Raw genomic sequence first — 23,794 nt, forward strand, 5'->3', positions numbered from 1 at the left:
AAAGGTGCGGCGGGGCATGGCCCGAGCCGGACGCACCCACCACGCCGGCCCGGTCACCTACGCGGTGCTGGTGCTGGCCGCGCTGGCCTCGCTCTTCCCGCTCTACTGGACCCTGGTGGCCGCCTCCACCGACGCCCACCGGGTGGTGTCCAGCCCGCCGCCGCTGGTCCCGGGCGCGAACCTGTTCAAGAACCTCTCCTACGTCTGGCACCACGCGGGCGGGCGGGGCATGGGCCCGGCCCTGCTCAACTCCACGCTGGTCGCGAGCTCGGTGACGCTCGGCACGGTGGTCTTCTCGGTGCTGGCGGGGTTCGCCTTCGCCAAGCTGCGGTTCGCCGGGCGGGGCGTGCTGATGGGCCTGGTGGTGGCCACCCTGGCCGTCCCCGCGCAGCTGAGCGTGGTGCCGCTGTTCATCCTGATGCGCCAACTGGGCTGGGGAAACCACCTGCAGGCGCTGATCATGCCCACCCTGGTGACGGCGTTCGGCGTGTTCTTCATGCGCCAGTACCTGGTCCAGGCGCTGCCGACCGAGCTACTGGAGGCGGCCCGCACCGACGGCGCCAACTCGCTGCGGGTGGTCTGGCACGTGGTGCTCCCGATCGCCCGGCCGGCGATGGCGGTGCTGGGCATGCTCACCTTCGTCCAGTCCTGGAACGACTTCCTGTGGCCGATCATCGCGATGAACGGCGCGACCAACCCGACCGTGCAGGTGGCGCTGGCCGGCCTCGGCACCGGCTGGTCCACGGACTGGTCGGTCATCATGGCCGGAGCGCTGATCGGTACCCTGCCGCTGTTGCTGGTGTTCGTCCTGTTCGGCCGTCAGATCGTCGGCGGCATCACCCAGGGCGCCGTGAAGGGCTGACCCGCCGTTGTCCTCTACTTCCATGGGAGCGCTCCACATGACCTTGGCACCCCGCACCACCGATCGCGCCGAGTCGCCGCGGCGACAGCCCCCGCAGGTCTTCCCGCCCGGCTTCCGCTGGGGCGCGGCCACCGCGGCCTACCAGGTGGAGGGCGCCGTCCGGGAGGCCGGGCGGACGCCGTCGATCTGGGACACCTTCAGCCACACCCCCGGCCGGGTGACCGACGGCCACACCGGCGACCTGGCCACCGACCACTACCACCGGTTCCGCGAGGACGTCGCACTGATGGCCGAACTCGGCCTGAAGGCCTACCGGTTCTCGATCTCCTGGTCGCGGGTCCAGCCGACCGGCCGCGGCCCGGCGCTGGAGGCCGGCCTGGACTTCTACCGGCGGCTGACCGACGAGCTGCTCGCGCACGGGATCCAGCCGGTGGCCACGCTCTACCACTGGGACCTGCCGCAGGAGTTGGAGGACGCAGGGGGTTGGCCGGCGCGGGCCACCGCCGAGCGGTTCGGCGAGTACGCCCACCTCGCGGCCGAGGCCCTGGGCGACCGGGTGGCGCTGTGGACCACGCTCAACGAGCCGTGGTGCTCGGCCTTCCTGGGCTACGGCTCCGGCGTGCACGCGCCCGGCCGCACCGACCCGGCCGACGCGCTGCGCGCCGCGCACCACCTCAACCTGGCCCACGGCCGGGCGGTGGCCGCACTGCGCGCCGCACTGCCGCGCTCCGCCGAGCTGGCCATCAGCCTGAACCTGCACCAGGTCCGGGCCCTGACGGAGCGTCACGCGGACCTGGACGCGGCCCGCCGGATCGACGCGGTGGGCAACCGGATCTTCACCGGTCCGCTGCTGCACGGCGGTTACCCGGCGGACCTGAAGGCCGACACCGGGCACCTGGTGGACTGGGAGAAGCTGGTGCATCCGGGCGACGAGGCGGCGATCGGCGCGCCGATCGACCTGCTGGGCCTCAACTACTACACCCCGACCCTGGTCTCGGAGGCGGCGGACGGGGTCGGCGGCAACGCCCACGACCCGCACGGCAGCAGCGAGCACTCGCCCTGGCCGGGCGCGGAGCACGTGCTGTTCCACCTGCCGCCGGGCCGGACCACCGAGATGGGCTGGTCGATCGACCCGACCGGCCTGTACGACCTGATCACCGAGACCGCCCGCGCCAAGCCGGGCCTGCCGCTGCTGATCACCGAGAACGGCGCCGCGTTCGCGGACACCCTCGCCGCCGACGGCACCGTGCACGACCCGGAGCGGATCGCCTACCTGCACGGCCACCTGGCCGCCGTGCACCGGGCGATCGAGGACGGCGCGGACGTGCGCGGCTACTTCCTCTGGTCGCTGCTGGACAACTTCGAGTGGTCCTACGGCTACCACAAGCGGTTCGGCGCGATCTACGTGGACTACCCGACCCAGCGCCGGATCCCCAAGTCCAGCGCCGCCTGGTACGCCCGCACCGTCCGGGCCAACGCGTTGGCGGAGCCGGCCGAGTAGCGCGGGGCGCGGCCGACGGTGGGTGATCGGTGATCAGCGAGCTGCCGGGCCGTTTCCTCCGGACCGGCGGTTCGTTGATCGAGCGGTGCTGTGAAGGCCTTCGGGGCGCCGGCAGTGCCGCACTGCCGACAGCCGGAGGGCGGAGTTCACCGTGGAGACATCGGAGTCCGGGTCCGGTCCGGCGCTCGCGGCCGTACCGAGTCAGGCTGATGCCTCGTCAGCCCGGTCGGCGGAGGGGGCCCCGGAGACAGACCGCGTCCGCCGGCGCCTCACCGCGTTGGACACGTTCCGCGGCTGCCTGGTGGTCCTGCGGATCTTCATCGGCAGTCAGGTGGAGGAGCTCGCGGCTCCGGTCCTGCTGCACGCGGACGGGTTCGGGTTGACGGTCGCCGACCTGGTCGCGCCGGGGTTCCTGTTCATCATGGGCTTGGCGGTGCCGGTGTCCATGTCGGCGTTCCTCCGGGCGCCGGGCGCGGGCGATCCGGGCCGGCCGGACCGGCGGCGGCAGTTGCTGCGCATCGGACGCCGGGCCGTCCTGCTGTACGCGATCGGCACGTTCCTCAACGCGTACCCGTTCCTGCCCGAGGAGCTGGCGCACCTGCGGTTCACCGGCGTGCTGCAACGGCTGGCCGTCGTGTACCTGGTGGTGTCGCTGCTGTACGTCTCGTGCGCCTGGTCGCTGCTGCCCGGCGCGCGCACGAGGGTCACCCGTCTCCTGGTCCGGGGGTTCCTGCTCGGCGGCTTCCCGCTCGTGGGCGTGGCCGGCTGGATCGTGGCGACGTACACCTTCCACAGCCCCTGGCCCGAGTGCGCCGACGTGCACGGGCTGGTACGGGACTGCTCGCTTGAGGCCTACCTCGACACCGGGATGTGGGGCACCGGGCACAACTTCAACGGGGCCAGGTTCGACCCGGAGGGGCTCCTGTCGACGGTGGTGGCGGCCGTCAACTGCTGGGCAGGGCTGGTCATCGGCATCGACATCGTCCGGCACAGGCAGCGCTACGGCACGGTCGGCGGCGTTCGCCGGCGCGCGTCCCTGCTGATCGCCGTGGGCGTCGTGTGCGTCGCGGCGGGGCTCGCGCTGGGCCTGGTCATCCCGATCGGCAAGCAGCTGTGGACCCCGTCGTACGCGCTCGTGACCGTCGGGATCATGACGGTGGGCTTCGGCGCGGTGCTGTTGGTGTTCGACGGCGGGCTGCGGCCCGTGACCGTCGGGGCGAGCCCGGTGGGCTCCACGCTGGTGGCTCTCGGCCGCAACCCGCTGTTCTTCTACGTACTGTCCGAGGTCGTCATCGACACGCTGGACTACCTGCCGCTGCGGCACCACGGCGAGCAGGGGTCGGTGTGGAGCGTGCTCCCCGAGGTCGGCCTCGCCTCGTGGCTGCCCGGGCCGCTGGCGAGCGCGGCGTGGGCGGCGCTGTGGCTGCTGCTCTTCTACGTGCCGATCGCCCGGCTGCTCGTGGCGCGCGGCTGGTACATCCGGGTGTGACGGCGGCCGTGGCGCTCCCGCGCGCTCTGCCACTGGGGCCCGACCCCGAGGGCCGCGCTGACCAGGGCGTGGGCGGTGACCAGGCACAGGGCCGTGCGGTAGAGGGTCTGCTGGAGGGGCACCAGCCACAGGTGGCGCAGGCTCTCCCCGTCCTGGCGCAGGGCGTAGGCGGCGAGGGCGAGTTGGGCGAGGCAGAACGCGGCCCAGGTGCCGGCGGGGGCGAAGGTGCTGCCGAAGGTCAGCCCGTAGAGGGCGGCGGCGTCCAGGAGGGGCGCGGCGAGCGGGAGGACGAGCTGGAAGAGCAGCAGGTAGGGCAGGGTGCGACGGCCCAGCCGGCCCGCGGTGCCGCGCTCCTTGACGGCGTGCCGGTGCTTCCAGCTGGACTGCAGCGTGCCGTAGGCCCAGCGGTAGCGCTGGTGCCACAACTCCCGCACGGTGGTGGGGACGTGGGTGGCGGCGTGGGCGTCGCTCCGGTAGACCACGCGCCAGCCCGCCCGGCACAGGGCCATCGCGATGTCGGTGTCCTCGGCCAGGGTGTCGGCGCTGATGCCGCCGCAGGACGCGAGCGCCTCGCGCCGGAACGCGCCGATGGCGCCGGGGACGGTGGGGCTGGCGCCGAACAGGTCGAAGAGCCGGCGCTCCAGGCCGAAGCTCATGACGTACTCCAGGTGCTGCCAAAGGGGCAGCAGGCCGGTGCGGTTGGCGACCTTGGTGTTGCCGGCCACCGCGCCGACCGCGGGATCGTCGAAGGCCGTGACCAGGCGGGCCACGGCGCCGGGGGCGAGCACGGTGTCGGCGTCGACCATCAGGATCACGTCGTGCGCGGCGTGCGCGATGCCGGCGTTCAGTGCGGCGGGCTTGCCCCGGTTGGGCTGGGTGAGGACGCGGACCCTGGGGTCCTGCACGGTCCGGGCCGCCTCCGCCGTGCCGTCGCCGGAGCCGTCGTCGACGACGACCACGTCGATGTCGGGGCAGCCGCCCGCCAGCAGGGCGCGCACGCAGGCGGCGATGGTGTCCCGCTCGTTGTGCGCGGGGACGACGACCGAGACGGGCCGGCCCGGGTCGGGCAGGCCCCGGGCGGCGGCACGCCGCCGGTGCGCGACGGCGGCCGCGGCGAGCAGGAGTAGCCGACCGACCGTCAGCACCGCCACCGCGGCCAGCAGCCAGGCGGTCGCGGTGGGCACGGTGACGGCGGCCTGGAGCAGCAGGATCAGCGCGGCGCCGTACCAGCGGTCGAGCCGGGGCGCCGGGGCGGTCTGCGGCGGCAGGCCGACCGCCTCGGTGAGGGTGGTGAAGCGGTAGCCGCGCGCTTTGAGCGTGTCGATGTACTGGCCCAGGGCCGCGACGGTGCGGGAGCGGTCGCCGCCGCCGTCGTGCATCAGGACGACGGCCCCCTGCCCTTGCGGCGGCACGGCCTGGCGCACGATGTCCGCGGTGTTGCCGCCCTCCCAGTCGAGGCTGTCCTGGGTGGACAGGACGGTGAGGTAGCCGAGCGCCCCGGTGCGCCGGATCGCCTGCCAGTCGCGGTTGCCGACGGCGTCGGGCGTGGAGGAGTAGGGCGGTCGCAGCAGCGTGGTGCTCCGGCCGGTGGCCCCGGCCAGCACGGCGCGGCTGGCGGCGAGTTCCAGTCGCACCCGCCAGATCGGCGCGGTGGCCAGGTCGGCGTGGGTGAAGGTGTGCAGCCCGACCTCGTGCCCGGCGGCGGCCTCCGCGCGGACCAGTTCGGGGTGTTCGGCCACGTGCTCGCCGATCACGAAGAACGTTCCCGGGACCTGCTTGGCGGCCAGCAGCCGCAGGACCTGCGGGGTCCAGGTCGGGTCCGGGCCGTCGTCGAAGGTCAGCGCCACCGTCCCCGGGTGCACGGCGGAGCTGACCGGCGTGCCGTCCCGGTCGTCGACCAGGGGGCCGCCGCCGGCCACGGACCCCGGCACCAGGTCGTCCGGCCCCTGGCTCTGCGAGGTGCCGGCCGCGCCGACCCCGTGCAGCACCGAGGTGGCCAGGAACAGCGCCAGCAGAAAGACCGTCAGGACGCAGGCCAGGACCCACCAGTGCCCGCGCGGCGTGCCCCTCCTCACCGCAGCGTGCTGGTGCGGCCGGCCACGGGCGGCCGGGCCGCGGGCGCGTGCGGATCCGCGTACAGGATGCCGCCGGCCAGGGCGAGGACGGCCAGGCACCCCAGGCAGACGAGCGCGCCCACGGTGACCGCGACCACGCGGCGAAGGCCGTGCGGATCGTCGAACACCGCCAGTGCCGTCTCCGATGCCGTCCCGACGGGCGGAGGGCTCAGGAGCGCGTTGGCCACGCCACTGGATGCCGAGGGGGTCACGTGAGGCTCCTGCCTTGGGCGGGCGGTCGTCCCCCGGAGCAACGACCCACGTCCCCACGAGGGGACGGGGGATACGGCGAACGGGCCAACATGATCGCGACACGGTTCGCCGCGGCACCCGGGCCTTTGGAATGCTCGTGCCAGCCACCACCCCGCAACCGCACGGACTGGACCGCCCATGGCCGCGTCGCACGACAGCACCCCACCGGAACCGCCCGCGCACCGCCCCCGCACCGGACGCGCGAGAACGGCGGTCCGCCTGGCCGGCGGCCTGCTCGCCGGCCTCGCCCTGCTCGGCGCGGGCCTGCGGCTCGACCACCGGCTCACCACCATCGACCTCCCGCACGTCAACCGGCCGGCCCAGGACGGCTACACCCTCACGGTGTACTTCACGCCCGGTCAGGCGTACTACCACGGCCCGCAGCGCGGCATCCACGACCAGGCCTGCGCCGGCCAGGACCTGCCGGACACCTACCCCGGCGACTTCCTCGACCGGGTCGGCCTGGAGGGCTTCGGCAAGACCCTCCACGGGGACTACCTCGGCTGGGACTTCAGCCGGCACTGCTACTTCTCGACCGGCCAACCGCCCGTCGGCTCCCACGAGAACCCGCTGGTCCCCTGGCAGTCCGTCGCCGCCAACCACCTGTCCCCCGGCACCCGGATCCGCGTCCTCGACTGCGGCCAGGGGCTCTCCCCCGACACCTGCGCCCGGGTGAAGGCCGCGGACTGGCACGTCGACGACCTCTGCAGCATCGGCTGCGACGACGCCGAACACCTCGACCTGTACATCGGCGAGCAGACCCGGGCCGACCTCGAAGACCAGGACTCCTACTTCGTCACCACGAACGCGAAGGTCCGGGCCGACGTCCCGGCGGCGGCGAACTGACACACCCTCAAAGGCCCCCGGGGTCCCGCCGATGAGTTCGCGCCGCTTGTACCGTCTACCCGTCGACGAAAGGAGCGCACCGTGCGCAAGATCATCGTTTGCACGTTCCTCACGCTCGACGGCGTCATGCAGGCCCCCGGCGGCCCGGACGAGGACGCCGAGAGCGGCTTCGAGCACGGCGGCTGGCAGAAGCCGCTGGACGACGACGAGGTCGGCCCGGCCATCGCCGGCTGGTACGAGCACTCCGACGCGATGCTGCTCGGCCGCAAGACCTACGACATCTTCGCGTCGTACTGGCCGACCGCCGATCCCGCCAACCCGTTCACCGAGCGGATGAACGGCATGCACAAGTACGTCGCGTCGCGGACCCTGACGTCCGTCGAGTGGCAGAACTCCACCCTGCTGGCGGGCGACACCGTCGAGGCGGTGCGCGAGCTGAAGGCCTCCGCGGGCGGCGACATCAACGTCGTCGGCAGCGGCGACCTCGCGCAGACCCTGATGCGCCACGGCCTGGTCGACGAGTTCCGGCTGACCATCCATCCGGTGATCATCGGCACCGGCAAGCGGCTGTTCGCCGAGGGTGCCGTCCCCACCGCGCTGGAGCCGGTCAGCGTCACGACGACGAAGGGCGGCACCGTCATCGGCGTCTACCGGCCGAAGGGCAAGCCCAGCTACGACAGCTACTGAGTCGGTTCCGACTCCTGGAACCGCGCCACGGCCGCGCCGTGCTCATGCGCCCACTCGGTGAGCACGGCGATCGGCTCCACCAGCGTCCGGCCCAGGTCCGTCAGCACGTACTCGACCTTCCCGGCCCCGGCGTGGCGGTCGACCAGGCCGTAGCCCTGCAACCGGCGCAGCGTCTGGGTCAGCACCTTGCGCGAGATGCCGCCGATCAGCTCGACCAACTCGCCGTGTCTGCACGGTTTCCGGCTCAGCGCGAACAGCACGACCACCGCCCACTTGTCGGCGATGATCTCGATCGCCAGCCGGGCCGGGCAGTCGGCGAGGAAGATGCTGCCGGGGTACTCACGCATGCCCCGACGGTAGCGCGCGGCCAGGTACCCGGAGGTACCCGGCGCCTCCCTAACGTCGATGGCGCAAGCCACCGAACAGGGGAAGCGCATGAAAACAACAACCGCATGGCCGGGCGGGCGCAAGGTCGCGGCACTGGTCACCGTCGCGTTGGAGCTGTGGTCACCGGGGCACTGGCCCGGCTACGCGCCGATGGCCGCGGCGTGGCCGCTGCCGCCCGGCACCGACGACACGCACAGCACCTCCTGGGCGGACTACGGCGTCACCACCGGCATCTGGCGGCTGCTCGACGTGCTCGGCGACCTGCCCGCCACCGTCGGCGTCAACGGGCTGGTGGCCGAGCGGCACCCGGAGACCGTCAGGGCGGTGCACGCGGCGGGTCACGAGATCGCCGCGCACTCCTGGGCCCAGGAGGGGGTGCCCGCGCTGCTCGACGTCGAGGCCGAGCGGGCCGACATCCGCCGCTGCACCGAGATCCTGCGCCGCGTCACCGGCGTGCGCCCGACGGGGTGGTTGAGCCCGCGCGCCACCGGTTCGCGGCACACCGACGGCCTGCTCGCCGAGGCCGGCTACCGCTGGACCGGCGACCACGGCGACCGCGACCTCCCGCACGTGCTGTCCACCGCGCACGGTCCGCTGGTCTCCCTCATGCACAGCGACCACTCCGACGTCCGCGACGCCGGGGCCGGCCCGCACGCCTACCGCGACCTGCACCGCGAGCTGCTGGACCAGTTGCTCGCCGCCCCCGGCCCGGGCGTCTTCCGGATGACCGTCCACGCCCACGTCGCGGGCCGACCGCTGCTCGCGGGCATGGTCGGCCAGATCCTCGACCACCTCCGCGGGTCCGACGACGTCTGGGTCGCCACCCACGCCCAGCTGGCCGAACACGTCCTCGCCGGATGACCTCGCCGGGCCGGGCCCGGGCAGGAAGGTCACGTGCCGTCGGACGTCGTCTTCGTGCACTGCACGTACACCTGGAGCGCGAAGGCCTGGGCACCGTCATTGCGCACCGTGACCAGCCACCTGCTGTTGTCACTCGCGTCGGGGTGGGACTCCAGGACGACGGGCTTCGCCGTCGTCGGGTCGGGGCTCGTGACCTGCCAACCCCCGCTGAGGAGCCGCTCACCGGTCGGGCAGGGCAGGGACAGCGAGGTCATCCCCGCAGGGAGCAGCTCCACGGGAGGGCTGACGATCGCCTGCGTGGCCAACGCTCCGTCCGGGCAGTGCGCCAAGGCCTGGGGCGCGGTCGCAAGGACGAGGAGGGCGGCACAGGCGCTGACGGTGACGGACCGTCGGGTGAGGTTCTGCACGGGGACTCCCTGGTCAGGGGTGGCCGGCGTCGGGACACACAGTTCCGCCGGGTCGCAGTGATCCCTGTCGTGCCGCCCACCTGGTTACGCACACCTGACGGGATTTCATCCCTGCGACCGCCGCACACCACCCGTCTCGCACATTCGTCGTTCATTTACGGGCTCGCACCCACCAAGGAGGAATCATGACCCACGTCCTCGTCGTCGGCGGCACCGGAGCCATGGGCGGCCACGTGGTCCGCCGGCTGCTGGCCACCACCGACGCCACCATCACCGTCCCCACCCGCCACCCCGAGTCCGCCCACGCCGCCGCGCTCGCCGCCACCGCGCCCGGGCGGGTGCGCGTCGTCCGCTCCGACCCGGCGGCCCTGGAGACCCTGCTCGGGCGGGCCGACCGGGTGTTCGCCAACACCGACTTCTTCGCGACGGGCAGCGCGGTCGGCGAGTACCGGCAGGGGCTGCGCCTGCTGGAGGCGGCGCAGCGGGCCGGCGTGGAGCGGTTCATCTGGTCCTCGCTGGACAGCGCGGTGTCCCTGACCGGCCACCCCGTGCCGCACTTCGACAGCAAGGCCGCCGTCGCCGCCCACATCGACCTGATGCGCTCGGAGGAGATGCTCCGCAAGGAGACCGACGGCTGGTACACCGACCACGTCTCGGTGCTGACCACGGCGCCGTACTTCGAGAACCTGCGGGACCGGCTCACTCCCCGACCGGACGGCCGGGGCGGCCTGGCGTTCAGGCTCCCGCTCGGCGCCGCCCGCTACCCGCTGGTCGCCCTCGACGACATCGCCTGGTTCGCCTGCCACATGTTCGAGAACTGGCAGTCCTGGGGCGCCCTCGACCTCGCGGTGGTCGGTGACAGCCTCACCGGGCACGAGATCGCCGCCACCTTCGCCCGGGTCACGGGCACGCCCAGCGCTTACGTCCCGATGCCGCACGACGATCTGCAGGCCGCCGTCCCCGACTTCGGCCACGACTACGCGGCGATGTTCCGGTTCTTCGCCAACCGCGACCTCTACACCCGGGACCGGGACATCGACCTGCTGCGCCGCCTGCACCCCGGCCTGATGACCTTCGAGGACTGGCTGCACCACACCGGCTGGACGGGGCCCGCTCTTCCGCGCCCGTCCGCCTGCCACGGCCGAGCCATCGAGTAGCCTTTCGGGTCGACGGGGACGGCCATCGGGGGGACACATGGCACGGATCGTGTGCGTGCACGGGATCGGTCAGCAGCTGGGCAGCGAGGAGCAGTTGCTCGGGGAGTGGCTCCCCGAGCTCGCCGGGTCCACGGGTCGCGCCGGGGCTGTGCTGGCGGCCGAGGACGTGCGGATGGCGTTCTACGGGGACCTGTTCCTGCCGGCCGGGCGGGTGCTCGGCGTGGGCGAACCCCGGTACACGGCCGACGACATCGAGGAGGGACTGGAGCAGGAGCTCCTGCTCGCCTGGTGGCAGGCGGCCGCCGAGCTGGAGGCCGGGGTGCTCGGCCCCGAGGCCCGCACCCTGCTGCGCACCCCCGGTGCGCTCCAGGCCGGGCTGCGGACGCTGAGCCGGGTGCCGTTCTTCGCCGGTGTGGCGATGCGGGCCATGGTCTCGGACGTCAAGCAGGTGCGCCGCTACCTCACCGAGCCCGGCATGCGCGAGCGCGTCTGGGAGCGGCTGGACGCGGTGGTCGACGCGGACACCCGGGTCGTGGTCGCGCACTCGCTCGGCTCGGTGGTCGCCTACGAGGCGCTCTGCCGCCGGCCCGACTGGCCGGTCCGCGCGCTGATCACCATCGGCTCGCCGCTCGGCATCCGCAACCTGATCTTCGACCGGCTGCTACCGCCACCGCAGGACGGCACCGGCCACTGGCCGGGCCCGGTCGCCGAGTGGACCAACCTCGCCGACGCGGGCGACGTCGTCGCACTGGTGAAGGACCTGTCCGAACCGTTCGGCGCCCGGGTGCGCAACCACCGGGTGCACAACGGGCCGCACGCGCACGACGCCCGCCCGTACCTGGGGGCGGAGGTGCTGGGCGCGGCGGTCGCCGCGGGACTGCGCGGGACGGCCGGACTTGGCTGACTCAGCGTCAGACGGCGGGCGGCGCTTCCTGATCACCGCCGCCGCCTGCCACTACCCGCACGAGCCGTCCTGGGACCGGCCGGAGCTCGCCGAGGACCTGCGCCGGATCAACGAGCTGTTCACCGGCTCCTTCGGCTACACCCACCTGCCGGTGCTCGGCGTGGACCCGACTCGCGATCAACTGACCGCCGAGCTGCGCGCGTTCGCCATGAGCCCGGAACGGACGGACGAGGACTACCTGGTGGTCTACCTCGCCGCCCACGGCGAGGTCCGGGACGAGGACGGCAACGAGCACCTCGTCCTGCTCTCCGACGCCCGCCCGGCCGACCTCTCCTTCACCGCGCTGCGCACGGCCGACCTCGCCCGCACCCTGGTCGACCGGACCAGGCTGCGCCGGATCCTGCTGCTGCTCGACACCTGCGAGTCGGGCACCGGCGGGGCGCAGGCCGCCGCCCGGGCCGCCGTGACGGACGCGGCCTGGAAGGAGAGCCGGCCGGGGCGCGGCTTCGTCGTGGTCTCCGCCACCCAGCCCTACCAGCTCGCCGTGCCGGGCGTTTTCACCACCGGCCTCACCCGCGCCGTGCACAGCCTGGCCACGGTGGGGAACGCGCCCGGCGACCTCCAGATCGGCGCCGTGGTCGACGTCATGCGCGGGTTCGCCGAACCGACCCAGCAGGTCACCTGGGACGCCGTCAGGCTGACGGCCGCTCTGCCCGCGTTCCTGCCCAACCCACGCCACGACCCGACGATCCGCGGCGTCGAGCAGCTGCTGCGCGCCACGACCGGCCAACGGGAGCGGCGGGCCGAGGAGTTCCGCCGCGACCTGCTGCCCAAGGCGCGGGCCGCGCTGGACCACGACACCCCGGGCACCTGGCGGTTCACCGGGCGCCGCGCGGCCCTGGCCGCGCTGGGCGAGTGGCTGGCGGCCACCGACGACCCGGGCCGCGCGCTGCTGGTCACCGGCGACCCGGGCTCGGGCAAGTCGGCGCTGCTCGGCCTGCTCACCGCGCTCGGCCACCCCGAGTGGCGGCGCAGCGTGCCGGTCGACGAACTCGGCCTGCGCCCGGCGGCCGTACCGGCGCCGGGCGCGGTCAGCGCGGGCCTGTACGTCCGGGGCGCGACGACCGCCGAGGTGCTCGCCGGGATCGCCGCGGCCGCCGGGACCGGTGCCGACACGCTCGGCCAACTGGTCGAGCACCTGCGCCGCTGGCCCGAGCCGCTGACCCTGGTGATCGACGCCGTGGACGAGGCCGCCGACCCCCGGGAGCTGGTCGACCGCCTGCTGCGCCCGCTGCTCGACCACGCGCGCGGCACCCGGCTGCGGCTGCTGATCGGCGCGCGGGCCTTCCTGGTGCCGCTGTTCGGCCCGGCCGCCGCGATCCTCGACCTGGACACCGCCGCCTACGCCGACCCGGCGGGCCTGCACGCCTACGTGCTCGGCGGTCTGCGCGCGGCCTTCCCGGCGGCCGCCGGACCCGCCGTCGCCGAGGTCGCGGAGGCGGTGGCCGAGGCGGCCGGGCACTCCTTCCTGGTGGCGCGGATCCTGACCCAGACCCTCGCGCGCGGCGCCGAACTGCCCGACCCGGCGGACCGGCACTGGCGCGACCAACTGCCCACCGTGCCCGGCGACGCCATGCGCGAGGACCTGCGGCAGCGGTTCGGCGCGCGGACCGGGCAGGCGGAGGACCTGCTGCTGCCCCTCGCGTACGCCGAGGGGCAGGGCCTGCCCTGGGAGAGCGTCTGGGCACCGCTGGCGAGCGCGCTCGCCGGCCGGACCTACCGCGACGAGGACCTCGTCTGGCTCTTCGAGCGGGCCGGATCGTACGTCGTCGAGAGCGAGTTCGAGGGCCGGTCGGTGTACCGGCTCTACCACCAGGCGCTCGCCGAGTACCTGCGCGCCGGTCGGGCGCGCGCCGAGGTCGACGCGGGCTTCGCCACCACCCTCACGGCCGGCGTCCGGGACTGGTCGACGGCCCACCCCTACACCCGCTTCCACCTCGCGGCGCACGCCGCCCGAGCCGGCCGGCCGCTGGAACGGCTCGCCCTGGACCCGCACTTCCTGCTCGCCGCTGAACCCGCCCGGCTGCGGCGCGCGCTCGCGCAGCTGCCGCCCGGGCCGGCCCGGCGGGCAGCCGCCGCCTACCACGAGTACACGGCGCGCACCCTGGGCGACGCCACGCCCGAACGGCTGTCGTACCTGCTGCTCGCCGCGCACCGCACCGGCAGCACCGAGCTGGTCGAGGCGATCGGTCGGGCCGGTGAGACCCTGCCCTGGACCCCCGAGTGGGCGCACCAGGCGCGCCCCTGGCGGGTCCGCCGGGTGCTGACGCACCCTCAGGCGGCGGTGCGCCTCGCCGAGCACCCGGGTGGGCTGCACACGCTCGACGCCGAAGGGACGGTGCGGAGCTGGGACCTGGACACCGAGGTGGCCACCGCCCGCGGGGCCGTCCCGGCGGAGTTCGCCACCGTCCGCGCGGGCCGGTACGGCGAACCCGACGCGGTGCTGGCGGCGGCCTGGGAGGACGGGGCCGTCGTGGTGCGGGAGTTGGGGACCGGGGAGGTGGTGGCCACCACCGGAACGGTCCTGGTGCCACTCCCGATTCGGTTCGGCGTGGACCCGGTGCGATGGGTCCGCCGCCTGCTCCGCCACCGCCTGCGCCCCGGGCCGATCGCCCTGCTGGACACCGCGGACGGCCTGTACGTCGCGGCGGCCGCCGGCCTCGACGAGGTGCGCCACGTCCACGCCTGGTGCTTCCCGCACGACCCGGCGGCGCAGCCGCAGCACTGGCAACTTCCCTGGCGGGAAGAGCGGGTGAGCGACACCGTCGGCCTGGAGCTGGTCGAGGATCCCCGGCAGGGCATCGTCGTCACCGTCGCGGACTACACCCGGTACGGCAGGGTCCAGGCGCCGCTGCCGCGGCTGCGTTTCTGGACACCGCTCGCCACCGAGCAGCGCGACGTCCCCGTGCACCGACCGGAGCACGGCACCATCGACGGCTACACCCGGACCACGGCCGTCGCAGCCGGGGTGGCGGGCGGCCGGACGATCGGGGTGATCGGCACCCACGAGGGCGGCATCCTGGCCTGGGACCTGGCCCGCGGCGCGCTGGTGCTCAACCGCCACACCCCCGGCTACACCGCCCGGAGCCTGCACTGGAGTCGGGACTGGCCCCCGGTCAGCGCCCTCGCCCTCGGCCACCTCCACGGCCATCCGGTGGTCGTCTGCGGCCACCAGCACGGCCTGGTCCAGGTGTGCGCCCTGGACGGGGCCGAGCAGTACGACATCCTGCGCCCGGGGCAGTCGGAGGTCACAGCGATCACCGTCCTCGAAACGACCGGACAGCTCGCCGTCGCGTGCGCGGACGGCCGCGTCCACCTCTACGAGCCGCCGCCCGGCTGGAACACGCCGAGGACCGGCGGGTCCATCGGCGCGCTCGTGGTGACCGACTCGGGCCGGGGCCGGTCCGTCGTCGCCGGGGACAGCACCGGCACCATCACCGCCTACGACCTCGCCGACGGCACCGTACGGGCGAGCGGCGCGGCCCGGGCCGGCGATCCGGTGTCCAGCCTGCTGGCGCTGCCCGGAGCGGACGGCGCGGTGGCGTTCCTGACCGAGTCCGACGACCGGCCGGCGATCTGGCCCCCGGCGCAGCGGCCCGCTGACGCACCGTCGGACGGGCCCCCCGCCCGGAGCAAGAGTGGGCCCGCCTCGCTGACACTGCTCACCGCCGCCACGGGGGCGGAGTACACCGTGCTGGTCTGGCGGCAGGGCGTCGCCTTCCACAAGGGGAGTGCCACCTGGCGGATCGGCCTCAACGGCGGAGCAGCCACCCCGGTCGGCCAGCCACCGGAGCTCCAGCCCCTCAAGGGCGTCCACCTGCGAGCACTCACGGCCGAAACCGTCTGCGACCGCCGGCTGCTCGCCGTCTCGGGCGAGCACATGTCTCCGGGGGTAGTGGACCTGGGAACCGGCCGCTTCTCCGGAGAGAGCTTCAGGAACTGGCTGCGCAGCACCTCCGTGCAGCCCACCAGCGTCACCGTGGGCACCCGCCAGGGCACCACGGTGATGGTCATGGGCCACCGGTGGGGCGAGGTCGAAGGGTACGACCTGCCCGGACTGGTCCGGTGGGCCACCCGGCCGCCCCACCATCGCGGCCGGGTCACCGCCGTGCTGCTGCACGAGTCCACCGGGCACACCCTGCTCGCCTCGGCCGGCGTCGACGGCATCGTCCACCTCACCCGCTACCCGGCCGGCAGCACCGTCACGGTCGACCTCGGAGAGCCCGTCACCAGCCTCGCGATGGGGGACGACACCACCGTCGTGGCAGGCGCCGGATCCGGCATCACGGTGCTCCGGCTCCCCCGGGTGCCGTAGGCGAGGAGTCGGAGAGCCGACGGGGCGTCAGGCGCTGGCGGGTTCGATCGCGTTGCGCGGGTTCGGTGTCTCCAGATGTCCGCAACACCGTCCCAAATCCCAGCTCAGCGGCTTGCGGCGAGGCGGCCTGTCCCACGATCGGGTCTTGTTCTGGTGGCTGTTCCACGGCGTTGGAAGGATCCCCCACGCCAGCACGAGGCCCCACGAAGGGAGCCGGTCCACCAGATGAACGGCGGCCCACGCACCAGCGTCCGCGAACTCCGGATCCTCCAGCCGACCGAACCAGCCGTAGCGGAACGCCAGGACCCCCCGCCACCCGTGTCCGTCCCCGTCAGCCTGCTCGACCTCACCGGGTCCCCGCGGCTGAACGGCATCGACCACCGGCACGTCGAACTCCTCCGCGAGGCCGACCCGCACGCGCTGCCACCGGTGCTGGTCCACCGACCGACCATGCGCGTCGTCGACGGAGTGCACCGCGTCCACGCCGCGCTGCTGCGCGGCGACCCGATGATCGATGCGATCTTCGTCGAGGGCGACGACGACGAGCTGTTCGTCCGCTCGGTGCGGGAGAACATCGGTCACGGACTGCCCCTGTCGCTGGCGGACCGTCAGGCGGCCGCGCTCCGCATGCTCGCGGTGCGGCCTGACTGGTCGGACCGCATGATCGCCCGGAACGTGGGCCTGTCCCCCCGAACGGTCGGCGCCCTGCGCCGCCGCCACGACGACGCACCCGCCGCGCCCGGCCACCGCGTCGGCCTGGACGGGCGCGTCTACCGGCTCGACACCGGCCACGCCCGCGAAGCGGTCCGGCAGGCACTGGCCCGCAACCCGTCGGCGAGCGTCCGCGAGATCGCCCGGTCCGCGGGCATCTCCGTGGGCCACGCGCACACGCTGCGCCGGGAGTTGCTGGGAGGCGGCGATACGGGCACGCCCGTGGCAGCGCCGCCTCGCAGTGCGGCCGCTCCGTTGGCGCGCCCGGTGGGCCAGGGAATCCCCGTCGCCCTGGTGCGGACACTGGCGGCGGACCCGTCGATCAAGCTGACCGACCGGGGCCGGGACCTGCTGCGGCTCCTGGCGACGCAGGCCCTCGGCCCGGGCGACTGGTCGGACCTGCTGGCGGCGGTCCCCTCGCACCGGGCCGAGGCCGTCATCACGCTGGCCGACGGATTGGCGACAGCCTGGCGGCAGTTCGCCGATGAACTGCGGGAGCGGTGAGGCGGTAGGAAGGTGGATTGGTGCGGGGCGCACGCTGACTGAGCGTGCGCCCCACGATCCGTTCGGCTAGTACCCGAACGGGCTGGTTCCTCCGCAGGAGTTGCCGCAGAGGGTCTGTGTGATGTACATCCCGTAGTCCCCGACGCCGGTCATTCGCACACCGGCCCTGATCGTCGAGTCGTCCTTCGCGACTGCGGCCTTGAACGCCTCGTAGGAATCCCGCGCACGCTTCGGTATGGTCGACGCCCCGGTCTTACCCGCTTTGGCCATGTCACTGAGGAACTCTCCTCCGGCCTGTTCCGCCGCCTTCGCGGTCCTGAATCCAACGCCCGTAATGCCGACGCCGGCGAAGCTTCCCACCGCGCCCGCGATGTCGAACACCTCGTTCCAGCCGGAGTCATGAGTGGCGTTCGCGATACTCGCTGAGCCCGAGACGACATCGGCGGTCACCGCCAGCCCGATGATGACGACGTCCAGAACGGGGAAGGGCGTCGTCACCAACGCCAGCGTGTCGAGCAGTGGTGCCGCATGTGTCACGAAGTTCACGGCGGAGCAGAACCAGCCCGAGCACGAGGCCTGTTGCGCAGCCCGTGCCGCCTCCGCCTCGCGGTCGGCCTCCGCCTGTGCCTCCCGTTGCTGGAGAACCACGTTGGCGACGTCGTACTGCTCCGTCACCTGAGCCGCGTACGACGGATCCTTGAACGCCCGGGCCTGCGCCTCCATGCACCGGGTGCTGTCGTCGCACCCGTTGGTGATGACGGTGTTCTCCACCGTCTGCTCGTTGTTCTGCTGCGCGGCCTGCTCGTTCTGCTGTTCCTGCTCGATCGCCTGGAGCGAGCCGCACTCCCCGCTCGCCGCGCACAGCATCGACATGCCGCTGGGGTCGCTCCCGTTGACCGGGTCGGCGGCCGAGTAGGCGTACCCGTTCAATTCCTGCGGGTCGCCGGTCTCCAGGACCGGGTCGACGCTGACGAAGCGTCCGGTCACCGGGTCGTACTTGCGTGCCCCGATGTCCATCAGGCCGGTTGCGGCGGAGTCCGGCTTGCCGATGAAGCCGTGGTTGTCCGGCCAGGTGCCGCCGGCGGTCTTGCCGCGCTCGTTGCCGTAGGGGTCGAAGGCGCGGCGGGTCACGGCGAGGGTGGTGGTGTTGACCGCGATCTGCTGGGTGCCGTGCTGGTCGCCGAACTCGTAGTCGGTGGAGCCCGCCTGGCCCGTGGACTCGCCGACCAGGGTGCCGCCGAGGGTGTAGTAGCGGGTGGCGGAGACGGTGCCGTTGGCGGTGCGGGTCACCTCCTGGCCGGGCAGGTAGAGCGTGGTCGAGCCCGGGTCGTGGCGGACGATCTCGTTCCCGTCCGCGTTGTCGACGTAGCTCGTCGTACCGGCGGCCGCGCTGTCCTTCGCCAGCCGTCCGCCCGCGTCCCAGGTCAGGGTCTGGTTCGTCGATCCGCTGACGTCGGGTCGGCTGGTGGTGTTCCCGGCGGCGTCGTAGCCGTAGGTGCACGGCGAGGTCGGCGCCGGGCCGGTGGTCGAGGTGGCGCAGAGGCTGTGCCCGCCGTTCTGGCCGGACGGGGTGTAGCTGTAGGTGGTGGTGACGTCACCAGCGCCCGATCCGGGCAGCGCGTGCTGGGTCTGGGTGGCGCGGCCGCCGTCGGGGTTGAAGGTCCAGTTGGTCCAGTAGGGGGCCGGGCCGCCGCCGACGGTCGCGTTGCCGGCGCTCGCCGGGTCGGCGGCGCAGGCGTCGGTCGCGGTCCAGGCCTGGGTGAGGCGCTGCAGGGCGTCGTAGCCGAAGCACTGGTCGTCGACGGCGCCGACGCCGTTGGGGCCCTGGGTGTCGTCGATCCGGGTGATCTGCCCGGACGGGTCGTAGGTGTACTTGGTGTCGTCGGCCTGCGCGGCCGCCGTCTGGGTGTCCAGGTTGACGTCGTCGGGCCGCAGCGTCTGAACGTCGTAGGTGAAGGACTCCCAGGCGTTGTTGGTGGATCCGCCGTAGGTGATCTGGCCGGGCAGCGCGTAGCCGTTGAGCACCTGGGAGGCGGTGATCGAGGTGCCGACGACCGCGACCGGCTGGCCGAGGTGGTCGTAGCTGGTGGTGACGGTTTCGGCGGGCATGGTGCCGACCGGCGCCGGGGTGGTGGTCAGCAGGAGTCCGGTGGACGAGTACCCGTAGGAGGTCGTCCAGGTGCCCTTGAGCCCGGTCTCCTGGAACGGGAGGGTCAGGTACTCGCCGGTGGCGTCGCCGATCCCGTCGTAGCCGGAGGCGCCGGAGGTGTAGTCGCCCGCGCTCGTGTACTCGGTCTCGGAGGTCGGCTGACCCGGCTGCAGGGTGTCCCAGACCCAGGAGGCGAGTTCAGTGCCGGAGGTCGACCCGGAGTACTCGGCCGTCTTGCGGCCCAGGGCGTCGTAGGAGTAGGCCAGCGTCTGCTTGCGGGCGTCGGTGGCCGACACGGCCTCGTTGTCGAGGTCGTAGCGGGTGGTCGAGACGCCGGTGTCGGGGTCGGTGGCGGACAGCTTGTTGCCGAGCAGGTCGTAGGTGTTGGACCAGGTCGATCCGGCGGACTTGAGCTGCGTCTGGTGGCCGAGGGCGTCGTACTGGTAGGTCGTCGGCTGGATGCTGCCGCCGGAGACGACGTCGCCGGTCACGGTCGGGTTCGCCGTGTACTGGTCGAGTTCGGTGGTCCGGCCGCGGGCGTCGGTGATGGTGGTGGCCGTGGTGCCGCCGGTCGGCGGGACGGTCGTGGTGCGGTCGCCGCCGTACACGGTCCGGGTCGTCCCGGTCGGCAGGCCGTCCCGGAAGGTGGTCGCCGAGGTGACGCGCCCGCTGCCGTCGAAGGAGTTGACGGTGCGTCCGTCGACCGCGTTGACGGCAACCGTCTGGACGGTCGTCGAGGGGGCGGCCGTGATCAGGTAGTGGTCGTTGGTCGCCACCGTCCAGCCGTGTCCGTCGTAGAAGGTGTCGGACACCTGCGAGCCGCCGCCCTCGGTGGCGGTCTGGGTCTGGACGGTGCGTCCGAGCGCGTCGGTCAGCGTCGTGGCGGTGACGTAGGCGGTGCCGGTGCCGTAGTCGACCAGGGTGTTGGCCGTGGTGACCTCGGGGCCGTTGCTCTGCAGCAGGTACGAGTAGGTCGCGCTCGGCGTGTTGGTGCCCTGCGCGCGTCCGGGCTTCCACAGCTGGGTCAGCCGGCCGAGGGCGTCGTAGGTGGCGCTGGTGACGTGGCCCGCGATGTCGGTGCTCGACACGACGGTGCCGCGGTCCGGGTTCTGGATCGTCGTCGAGGTCTGGTTCAGCGGGTTGGTGGACACGACCTTGGTGAGGGGGCCGCCGTCGGCGGGCGTGTAGGCGGTGCTCGCCGTCCGGCCCAGCGCGTCCTTCGTCGAGAGGAGGCGCCCGGAGGCGTCGTAGGCGGTCGTCGACTTGGTGAAGAACGCCGGCGCTGCCCCGTTGGTGTCGTTCAGCACGTCCGTGCGGGTCACCTCCCCGGGTCCGGGCAGCTGGCCGAGCGTCGAGCTCCCGTCGTAGTAGTTGCGGGTGTCCGCGAGGACGTTGCTCTGCGCCGTCCCGGCCGGCGGGCAGGCCTGCTGGGACTCGATGGCCTCCGCGACCCGGGTGTGGATCCCGAGCGCGGCGTTGTCCGCGTAGGTGTTCGTGGTGCACAGCTCCGGCACGCCGTCGCCGGTCGCGTCGGTGGAGACCAGCCGGCCGGTGCCGTCGTAGGCGTCGGCGGTGCTGGTGGTCCGGACGCCGCCGGCGGCCAGGTCGGTGAGCGCGCGCGACTTGGCGGGGCGGACCAGGTCAGCGGTCAGTGCGGGCAGTCCGGTGCGGGGCCGGGTCGCGGTGGTGGCCACCACGGTGTAGTCGGTCAGCGTGGCGGAGAGCTCCGCCCCGCCGTCCCCGTCGAACACCTGCGTCTCGTAGGGCTGGTCGATGAGCCGGTAGTCGTCGGTGGTGGTCTCGCCGAGCGTGTCGGTCACCGTGGCGGTGCGGGTGGCCCCGCCCGGCAGCACGTCACCGTTCATGCCGCGGTAGTAGAAGGTGGCGGCCCGGGTCGGCTTCTCGCCGTTGGTCGGGTCACCGGTCTTGACGTCCACCTCGCCGTAGCCGCGGAACTGGCCGTAGGTCCGGTTGGCCGGCTTGACCACCTCGTTGTCGTCGAAGTGCCAGGCCGCGCCGCCGACGTAGGAGTACGAGGTGACCTTGGGCGGCGTCAACTGCTTCGATCCGCCCTCGGTCACCTGGCTGACGACGTAGGTGTCGAACCAGTCGAGGACGGGAGCGGAGTATCCCGGCGGCGTCCAGTACACCGGCATGCACTGCGTGGTGTTCGTCGACGGGTCCGACGGGATGGTGCCCGAGGCGCACGAGGTCGTGTAGGTGACCGAGGTGACGTCCCCGGTGTTCGAGGTGACGGTGGTCAGGCGCCAGTGCAGCATCGGCGGCAGGCTCTGGTAGCCCGGCACCCGGTTGGCCAGCAGCTGCCCGGCGAAGGTGGTCGCCGGCAGCGCGATCGACGAGCCGTCGGCCGCGAAGCCGGTGCGGGTGACCGACGACAGCCAGAGCGCCGGGTCGCCGTCGGTCGGGAACTGGTGCCCGAGGTCGTAGGAGTCGACCCTCACGTACTTCGAGCCGTTCCAGTACTGCGTGGTGATGTTCGTCAGCATCTGGCGCAGCCAGAACGTCGGCGAGTGCACGTTGCAGGTGGCGCCCGACGCGCAGTCCTGGTCCATCGGCACGTCCGGCCAGTACGTGGCGTTCGCGGAGGTGAACTGCGAGTCCGCGCAGGTGTTTCCGGCCGGTGTGCCCGGGGTGCACCGCTGGCTGGTGGAGAAGGTGATCTGGTCGGGGGCGGTGGCGCCGTAGACCGTGCCGTTCTCGTCGCGCAGGCCGTAGTCGATCCGGCTCAGGTAGCCGCCGCGGGTGTAGGCCGTGCCGGTGGTCGAGCCGTTCTGGCCGTAGTAACCGGTCTCCGGCGAGTAGTAGTACATCTGGACGTTGCCGTGCACGTCCTCGACCTCGTCCAGGTTCCACCGCCAGGCCTGGGTGCACTCCGAGGAGGCGAAGCCCGCCGAGGAGTAGCACGGGTCGCCGGGGTGCGCGCCGTAGACCGGCTCGGTGAAGACCGAGTTGGTCGTGGCCTGGTCGGTCCAGCCCTCGCCGTGCTCGCGGCCGAAGAAGTACTGGGTGCCGTCCGGGGTGGTGACCTTGAAGTACTCGTTGCCCAGCGCGCCGTTGCTGGTGTCGGTCAGCCGTTCCACCCGCGAGCCGTCGTCGGACTGCAGCTTGAGCTGGCCGGTGCTCTGGTCCCACACCAGGGCGTTCGACTGGCCGTTCAGCGACATGGTGAGGATCTGCCCGGCCCAGCAGTTGTCCCCGGTCTGCGAAGCGGCGGGCAGGTCGGTGAAGGTCGAGCAGGTCTCGTAGGTCCGCTCGATGTAGCCGGGCGCGTAGTCCCAGCCCTCGCCGACCCAGGACGGCTGGTTGTTGGTCGTCGCGGTGGCACCGTCGACCAGCGCCGAGTCGTAGGACAGCGCGACGGACGGGGCGCCGCCCGCCGCCACCGGCGGCACCGCGATCGGGTACGACCAGGTGAACGCGCCGGACGCCCCGCCGGCCGACCAACTGCCGGACGGCTTGAGCGAGGTGGCGGTGAAGTCGCCGTTGGTGCCCGAGGATCCGGCGGTGGCGGCCAGCACCATCGCCGAGGCCGCGGCCCCGGTCGCCGGGCTCGCGGCGTGGTCGCCGGTTCCGGCGGCCGGGAGCGTGAGGTCGGCGCTGACGGTCTGTGCCTTCGCGTCGTTGCGCGAACCCGCGACCGGCGTCTGCATCTGACAGGCCGTCAGCTGAGGTGTCGTCAGCGCACAGGCCGGCAGCTCCACCAGGCGCAGCCGGGTGCCGAATCCGGCACCCGCGGCGTCGGCGAACGAGGAGTAGTCCACGCTCGCGGTCGTCCGCGCGCCGCCCGCGCCGGGCTGCGGGGTCAGGGTGAACAGGACTCCGGTGACACCGGCGGCCGCGGCGGCCTTCTGGTCCAGCACCTGAACGTGGACGCCAGCCGGGGCCGTTGACGCGTTCGGGGCCGCGGCACGGCCGGTGGCGGCGCCGTGCAGGGTGACCGGGAGTGCCGCGACCGGGGTGCCGGCCGCGTGGGCCTGCTGCCCGGTGCCGGCGCCCGCGAGGCTGACGTCGGCGGAGGCCGCGGCCGGCCACGAGGACCCCTTCCGCGCGCCCACCGGCATCTTCTTCGGCGCGGCCGGGGCCGTCGGTACGAGCGGACGCGTTGCGGCGCGCTTGATCTGCGGAACCGCGGGCGCGTGCGGTTTCGCGGCGGTGGCGGCGGCCGCCGACGGCGGCGCCGATCCCATGGCGAGCGCCGCCACGGTCGCGAGCGCGACGGTCACGCCGAGCCCCCGTCTGACCGTGGACGACGCGGATCTCTGTTTCTGGGTGCGCAAGGCTGCCCCCCGGTTGCTGATGGCGGAGTGTGCCCGGGCCGTGACAGGCCGACAGGCGGCGGTCAGCGTAACGACGGCCGCGATGGTTGGGGTAGGAACGGCCGCTGTTCACAAGTTCCCTGGTGGCCAGTGGTGTTCACGGCCGCCGGGTGTTCTCTTGAGGGGCCCGCGAAGCCGGGTATAGCGTCCGCCCGCCGGGCCGAGGGGCCGGCGGGGGCGGCGTCGATTCGCGTGGGGGTGTCCGACCGCGGGCGCATGCCCCGAAGTGTTCTGTTCCACCAGCTTCGGGA

15 protein-coding genes are annotated in these 23,794 nt (G+C 73.2%); 10 read left to right on the forward strand and 5 right to left on the reverse strand.

The genetic code is table 11. The features are described 5' to 3' along the window. Window positions 1-16 precede the first annotated feature (16 nt). The 3 genes from FHX73_RS30860 to FHX73_RS30870 all read left to right on the forward strand — a co-directional run bounded on the left by FHX73_RS30860 (window position 17) and on the right by FHX73_RS30870 (window position 3,852). Entirely contained in the window at window positions 17-862 is an 846-nt protein-coding gene (locus FHX73_RS30860; RefSeq protein WP_145909237.1) for a carbohydrate ABC transporter permease, read from the forward strand. 37 nt (window positions 863-899) lie between these two features. Further along, a complete protein-coding gene (locus FHX73_RS30865; RefSeq protein WP_145909238.1) occupies window positions 900-2,363 on the forward strand; it encodes a GH1 family beta-glucosidase in 1,464 nt (487 codons plus the stop codon). 277 nt (window positions 2,364-2,640) lie between these two features. Continuing rightward, the gene (locus FHX73_RS30870; protein ID WP_170305153.1) at window positions 2,641-3,852 is read left to right on the forward strand and encodes a heparan-alpha-glucosaminide N-acetyltransferase domain-containing protein; all 1,212 of its coding nucleotides are present in this window, start codon (window positions 2,641-2,643) and stop codon (window positions 3,850-3,852) included. Here FHX73_RS30870 and FHX73_RS45070 read toward each other — a convergent pair. Both FHX73_RS45070 and FHX73_RS45075 read right to left on the reverse strand, forming a co-directional pair. After that, a complete protein-coding gene (locus FHX73_RS45070; protein ID WP_170305154.1) occupies window positions 3,798-5,927 on the reverse strand; it encodes a bifunctional polysaccharide deacetylase/glycosyltransferase family 2 protein in 2,130 nt (709 codons plus the stop codon). The genes FHX73_RS30870 and FHX73_RS45070 overlap by 55 nt on opposite strands. After that, on the reverse strand, window positions 5,924-6,178 hold the full coding sequence (locus tag FHX73_RS45075; RefSeq protein ID WP_170305155.1) for a hypothetical protein: 255 nt from the start codon (window positions 6,176-6,178) through the stop codon (window positions 5,924-5,926). The genes FHX73_RS45070 and FHX73_RS45075 overlap by 4 nt, the downstream gene beginning before the upstream one ends. 178 nt (window positions 6,179-6,356) lie before the next feature. On the opposite strand from FHX73_RS45075, the gene FHX73_RS45080 reads away from it, so the two are divergent. Both FHX73_RS45080 and FHX73_RS30880 read left to right on the forward strand, forming a co-directional pair. Next, window positions 6,357-7,064, forward strand: a complete 708-nt coding sequence (locus FHX73_RS45080) for a hypothetical protein (protein WP_170305156.1) — start codon at window positions 6,357-6,359, stop codon at window positions 7,062-7,064. An 81-nt stretch (window positions 7,065-7,145) separates the two neighbouring features. After that, entirely contained in the window at window positions 7,146-7,751 is a 606-nt protein-coding gene (locus FHX73_RS30880) for a dihydrofolate reductase family protein (RefSeq protein WP_145909241.1), read from the forward strand. Here the strand turns inward: FHX73_RS30880 and FHX73_RS30885 are convergent. Continuing rightward, on the reverse strand, window positions 7,745-8,098 hold the full coding sequence (locus FHX73_RS30885; RefSeq protein WP_145909242.1) for a winged helix-turn-helix transcriptional regulator: 354 nt from the start codon (window positions 8,096-8,098) through the stop codon (window positions 7,745-7,747). The two genes, FHX73_RS30880 and FHX73_RS30885, sit on opposite strands and share 7 nt — an antisense overlap. Window positions 8,099-8,186: 88 nt before the next feature. Here FHX73_RS30885 and FHX73_RS30890 point away from each other — a divergent pair, with 88 nt between their 5' ends. After that, a complete protein-coding gene (locus tag FHX73_RS30890) occupies window positions 8,187-8,999 on the forward strand; it encodes a polysaccharide deacetylase family protein (protein ID WP_145909243.1) in 813 nt (270 codons plus the stop codon). Window positions 9,000-9,028: 29 nt separating this feature from the next. Here the strand turns inward: FHX73_RS30890 and FHX73_RS30895 are convergent, their stop codons facing one another. Continuing rightward, window positions 9,029-9,406: a hypothetical protein gene (locus tag FHX73_RS30895; protein WP_145909244.1), complete on the reverse strand. Its 378-nt coding sequence runs from the start codon at window positions 9,404-9,406 to the stop codon at window positions 9,029-9,031. 185 nt (window positions 9,407-9,591) lie between these two features. On the opposite strand from FHX73_RS30895, the gene FHX73_RS30900 reads away from it, so the two are divergent. The 4 genes from FHX73_RS30900 (at window position 9,592) to FHX73_RS30915 (ending at window position 17,057) form a co-directional block, all read left to right on the forward strand. Continuing rightward, window positions 9,592-10,563, forward strand: coding sequence for an NmrA family NAD(P)-binding protein (locus FHX73_RS30900; protein ID WP_145909245.1), 972 nt, complete (start codon window positions 9,592-9,594; stop codon window positions 10,561-10,563). Window positions 10,564-10,600: 37 nt separating this feature from the next. After that, complete coding sequence (locus FHX73_RS30905; protein WP_145909246.1) at window positions 10,601-11,467, forward strand: alpha/beta hydrolase family protein; 867 nt, start codon at window positions 10,601-10,603, stop codon at window positions 11,465-11,467. Then, a complete protein-coding gene (locus FHX73_RS30910; RefSeq protein WP_145909247.1) occupies window positions 11,460-15,842 on the forward strand; it encodes a caspase family protein in 4,383 nt (1,460 codons plus the stop codon). Before FHX73_RS30905 ends, FHX73_RS30910 begins: the two co-directional genes overlap by 8 nt. 318 nt (window positions 15,843-16,160) lie before the next feature. Continuing rightward, the gene (locus FHX73_RS30915) at window positions 16,161-17,057 is read left to right on the forward strand and encodes a ParB/RepB/Spo0J family partition protein (RefSeq protein WP_246213990.1); all 897 of its coding nucleotides are present in this window, start codon (window positions 16,161-16,163) and stop codon (window positions 17,055-17,057) included. Between the two features lie 66 nt (window positions 17,058-17,123). Here FHX73_RS30915 and FHX73_RS30920 read toward each other — a convergent pair whose 3' ends face one another. Then, window positions 17,124-23,450 (reverse strand): RHS repeat-associated core domain-containing protein, encoded by a 6,327-nt coding sequence (locus FHX73_RS30920; RefSeq protein WP_145909249.1) that lies wholly within the window; start codon window positions 23,448-23,450, stop codon window positions 17,124-17,126. Window positions 23,451-23,794: the final 344 nt, after the last annotated feature.

The sequence above is a fragment of the Kitasatospora viridis genome (assembly GCF_007829815.1).
GTDB classification, from domain to species: domain Bacteria; phylum Actinomycetota; class Actinomycetes; order Streptomycetales; family Streptomycetaceae; genus Kitasatospora; species Kitasatospora viridis.

Bases quoted from the DNA above. Each gene is read 5' to 3' on its own strand.
- FHX73_RS45080 (WP_170305156.1), top strand. From the start codon at position 6,357: ATGGCCGCGTCGCACGACAGCACCCCACCGGAACCGCCCGCGCACCGC.
- FHX73_RS30860 (WP_145909237.1), top strand. From the start codon at position 17: ATGGCCCGAGCCGGACGCACCCACCACGCCGGCCCGGTCACCTACGCG.
- FHX73_RS30885 (WP_145909242.1), bottom strand. From the start codon at position 8,098: ATGCGTGAGTACCCCGGCAGCATCTTCCTCGCCGACTGCCCGGCCCGG.
- FHX73_RS30900 (WP_145909245.1), top strand. From the start codon at position 9,592: ATGACCCACGTCCTCGTCGTCGGCGGCACCGGAGCCATGGGCGGCCAC.
- FHX73_RS30865 (WP_145909238.1), top strand. From the start codon at position 900: ATGACCTTGGCACCCCGCACCACCGATCGCGCCGAGTCGCCGCGGCGA.
- FHX73_RS30890 (WP_145909243.1), top strand. From the start codon at position 8,187: ATGAAAACAACAACCGCATGGCCGGGCGGGCGCAAGGTCGCGGCACTG.
- FHX73_RS30905 (WP_145909246.1), top strand. From the start codon at position 10,601: ATGGCACGGATCGTGTGCGTGCACGGGATCGGTCAGCAGCTGGGCAGC.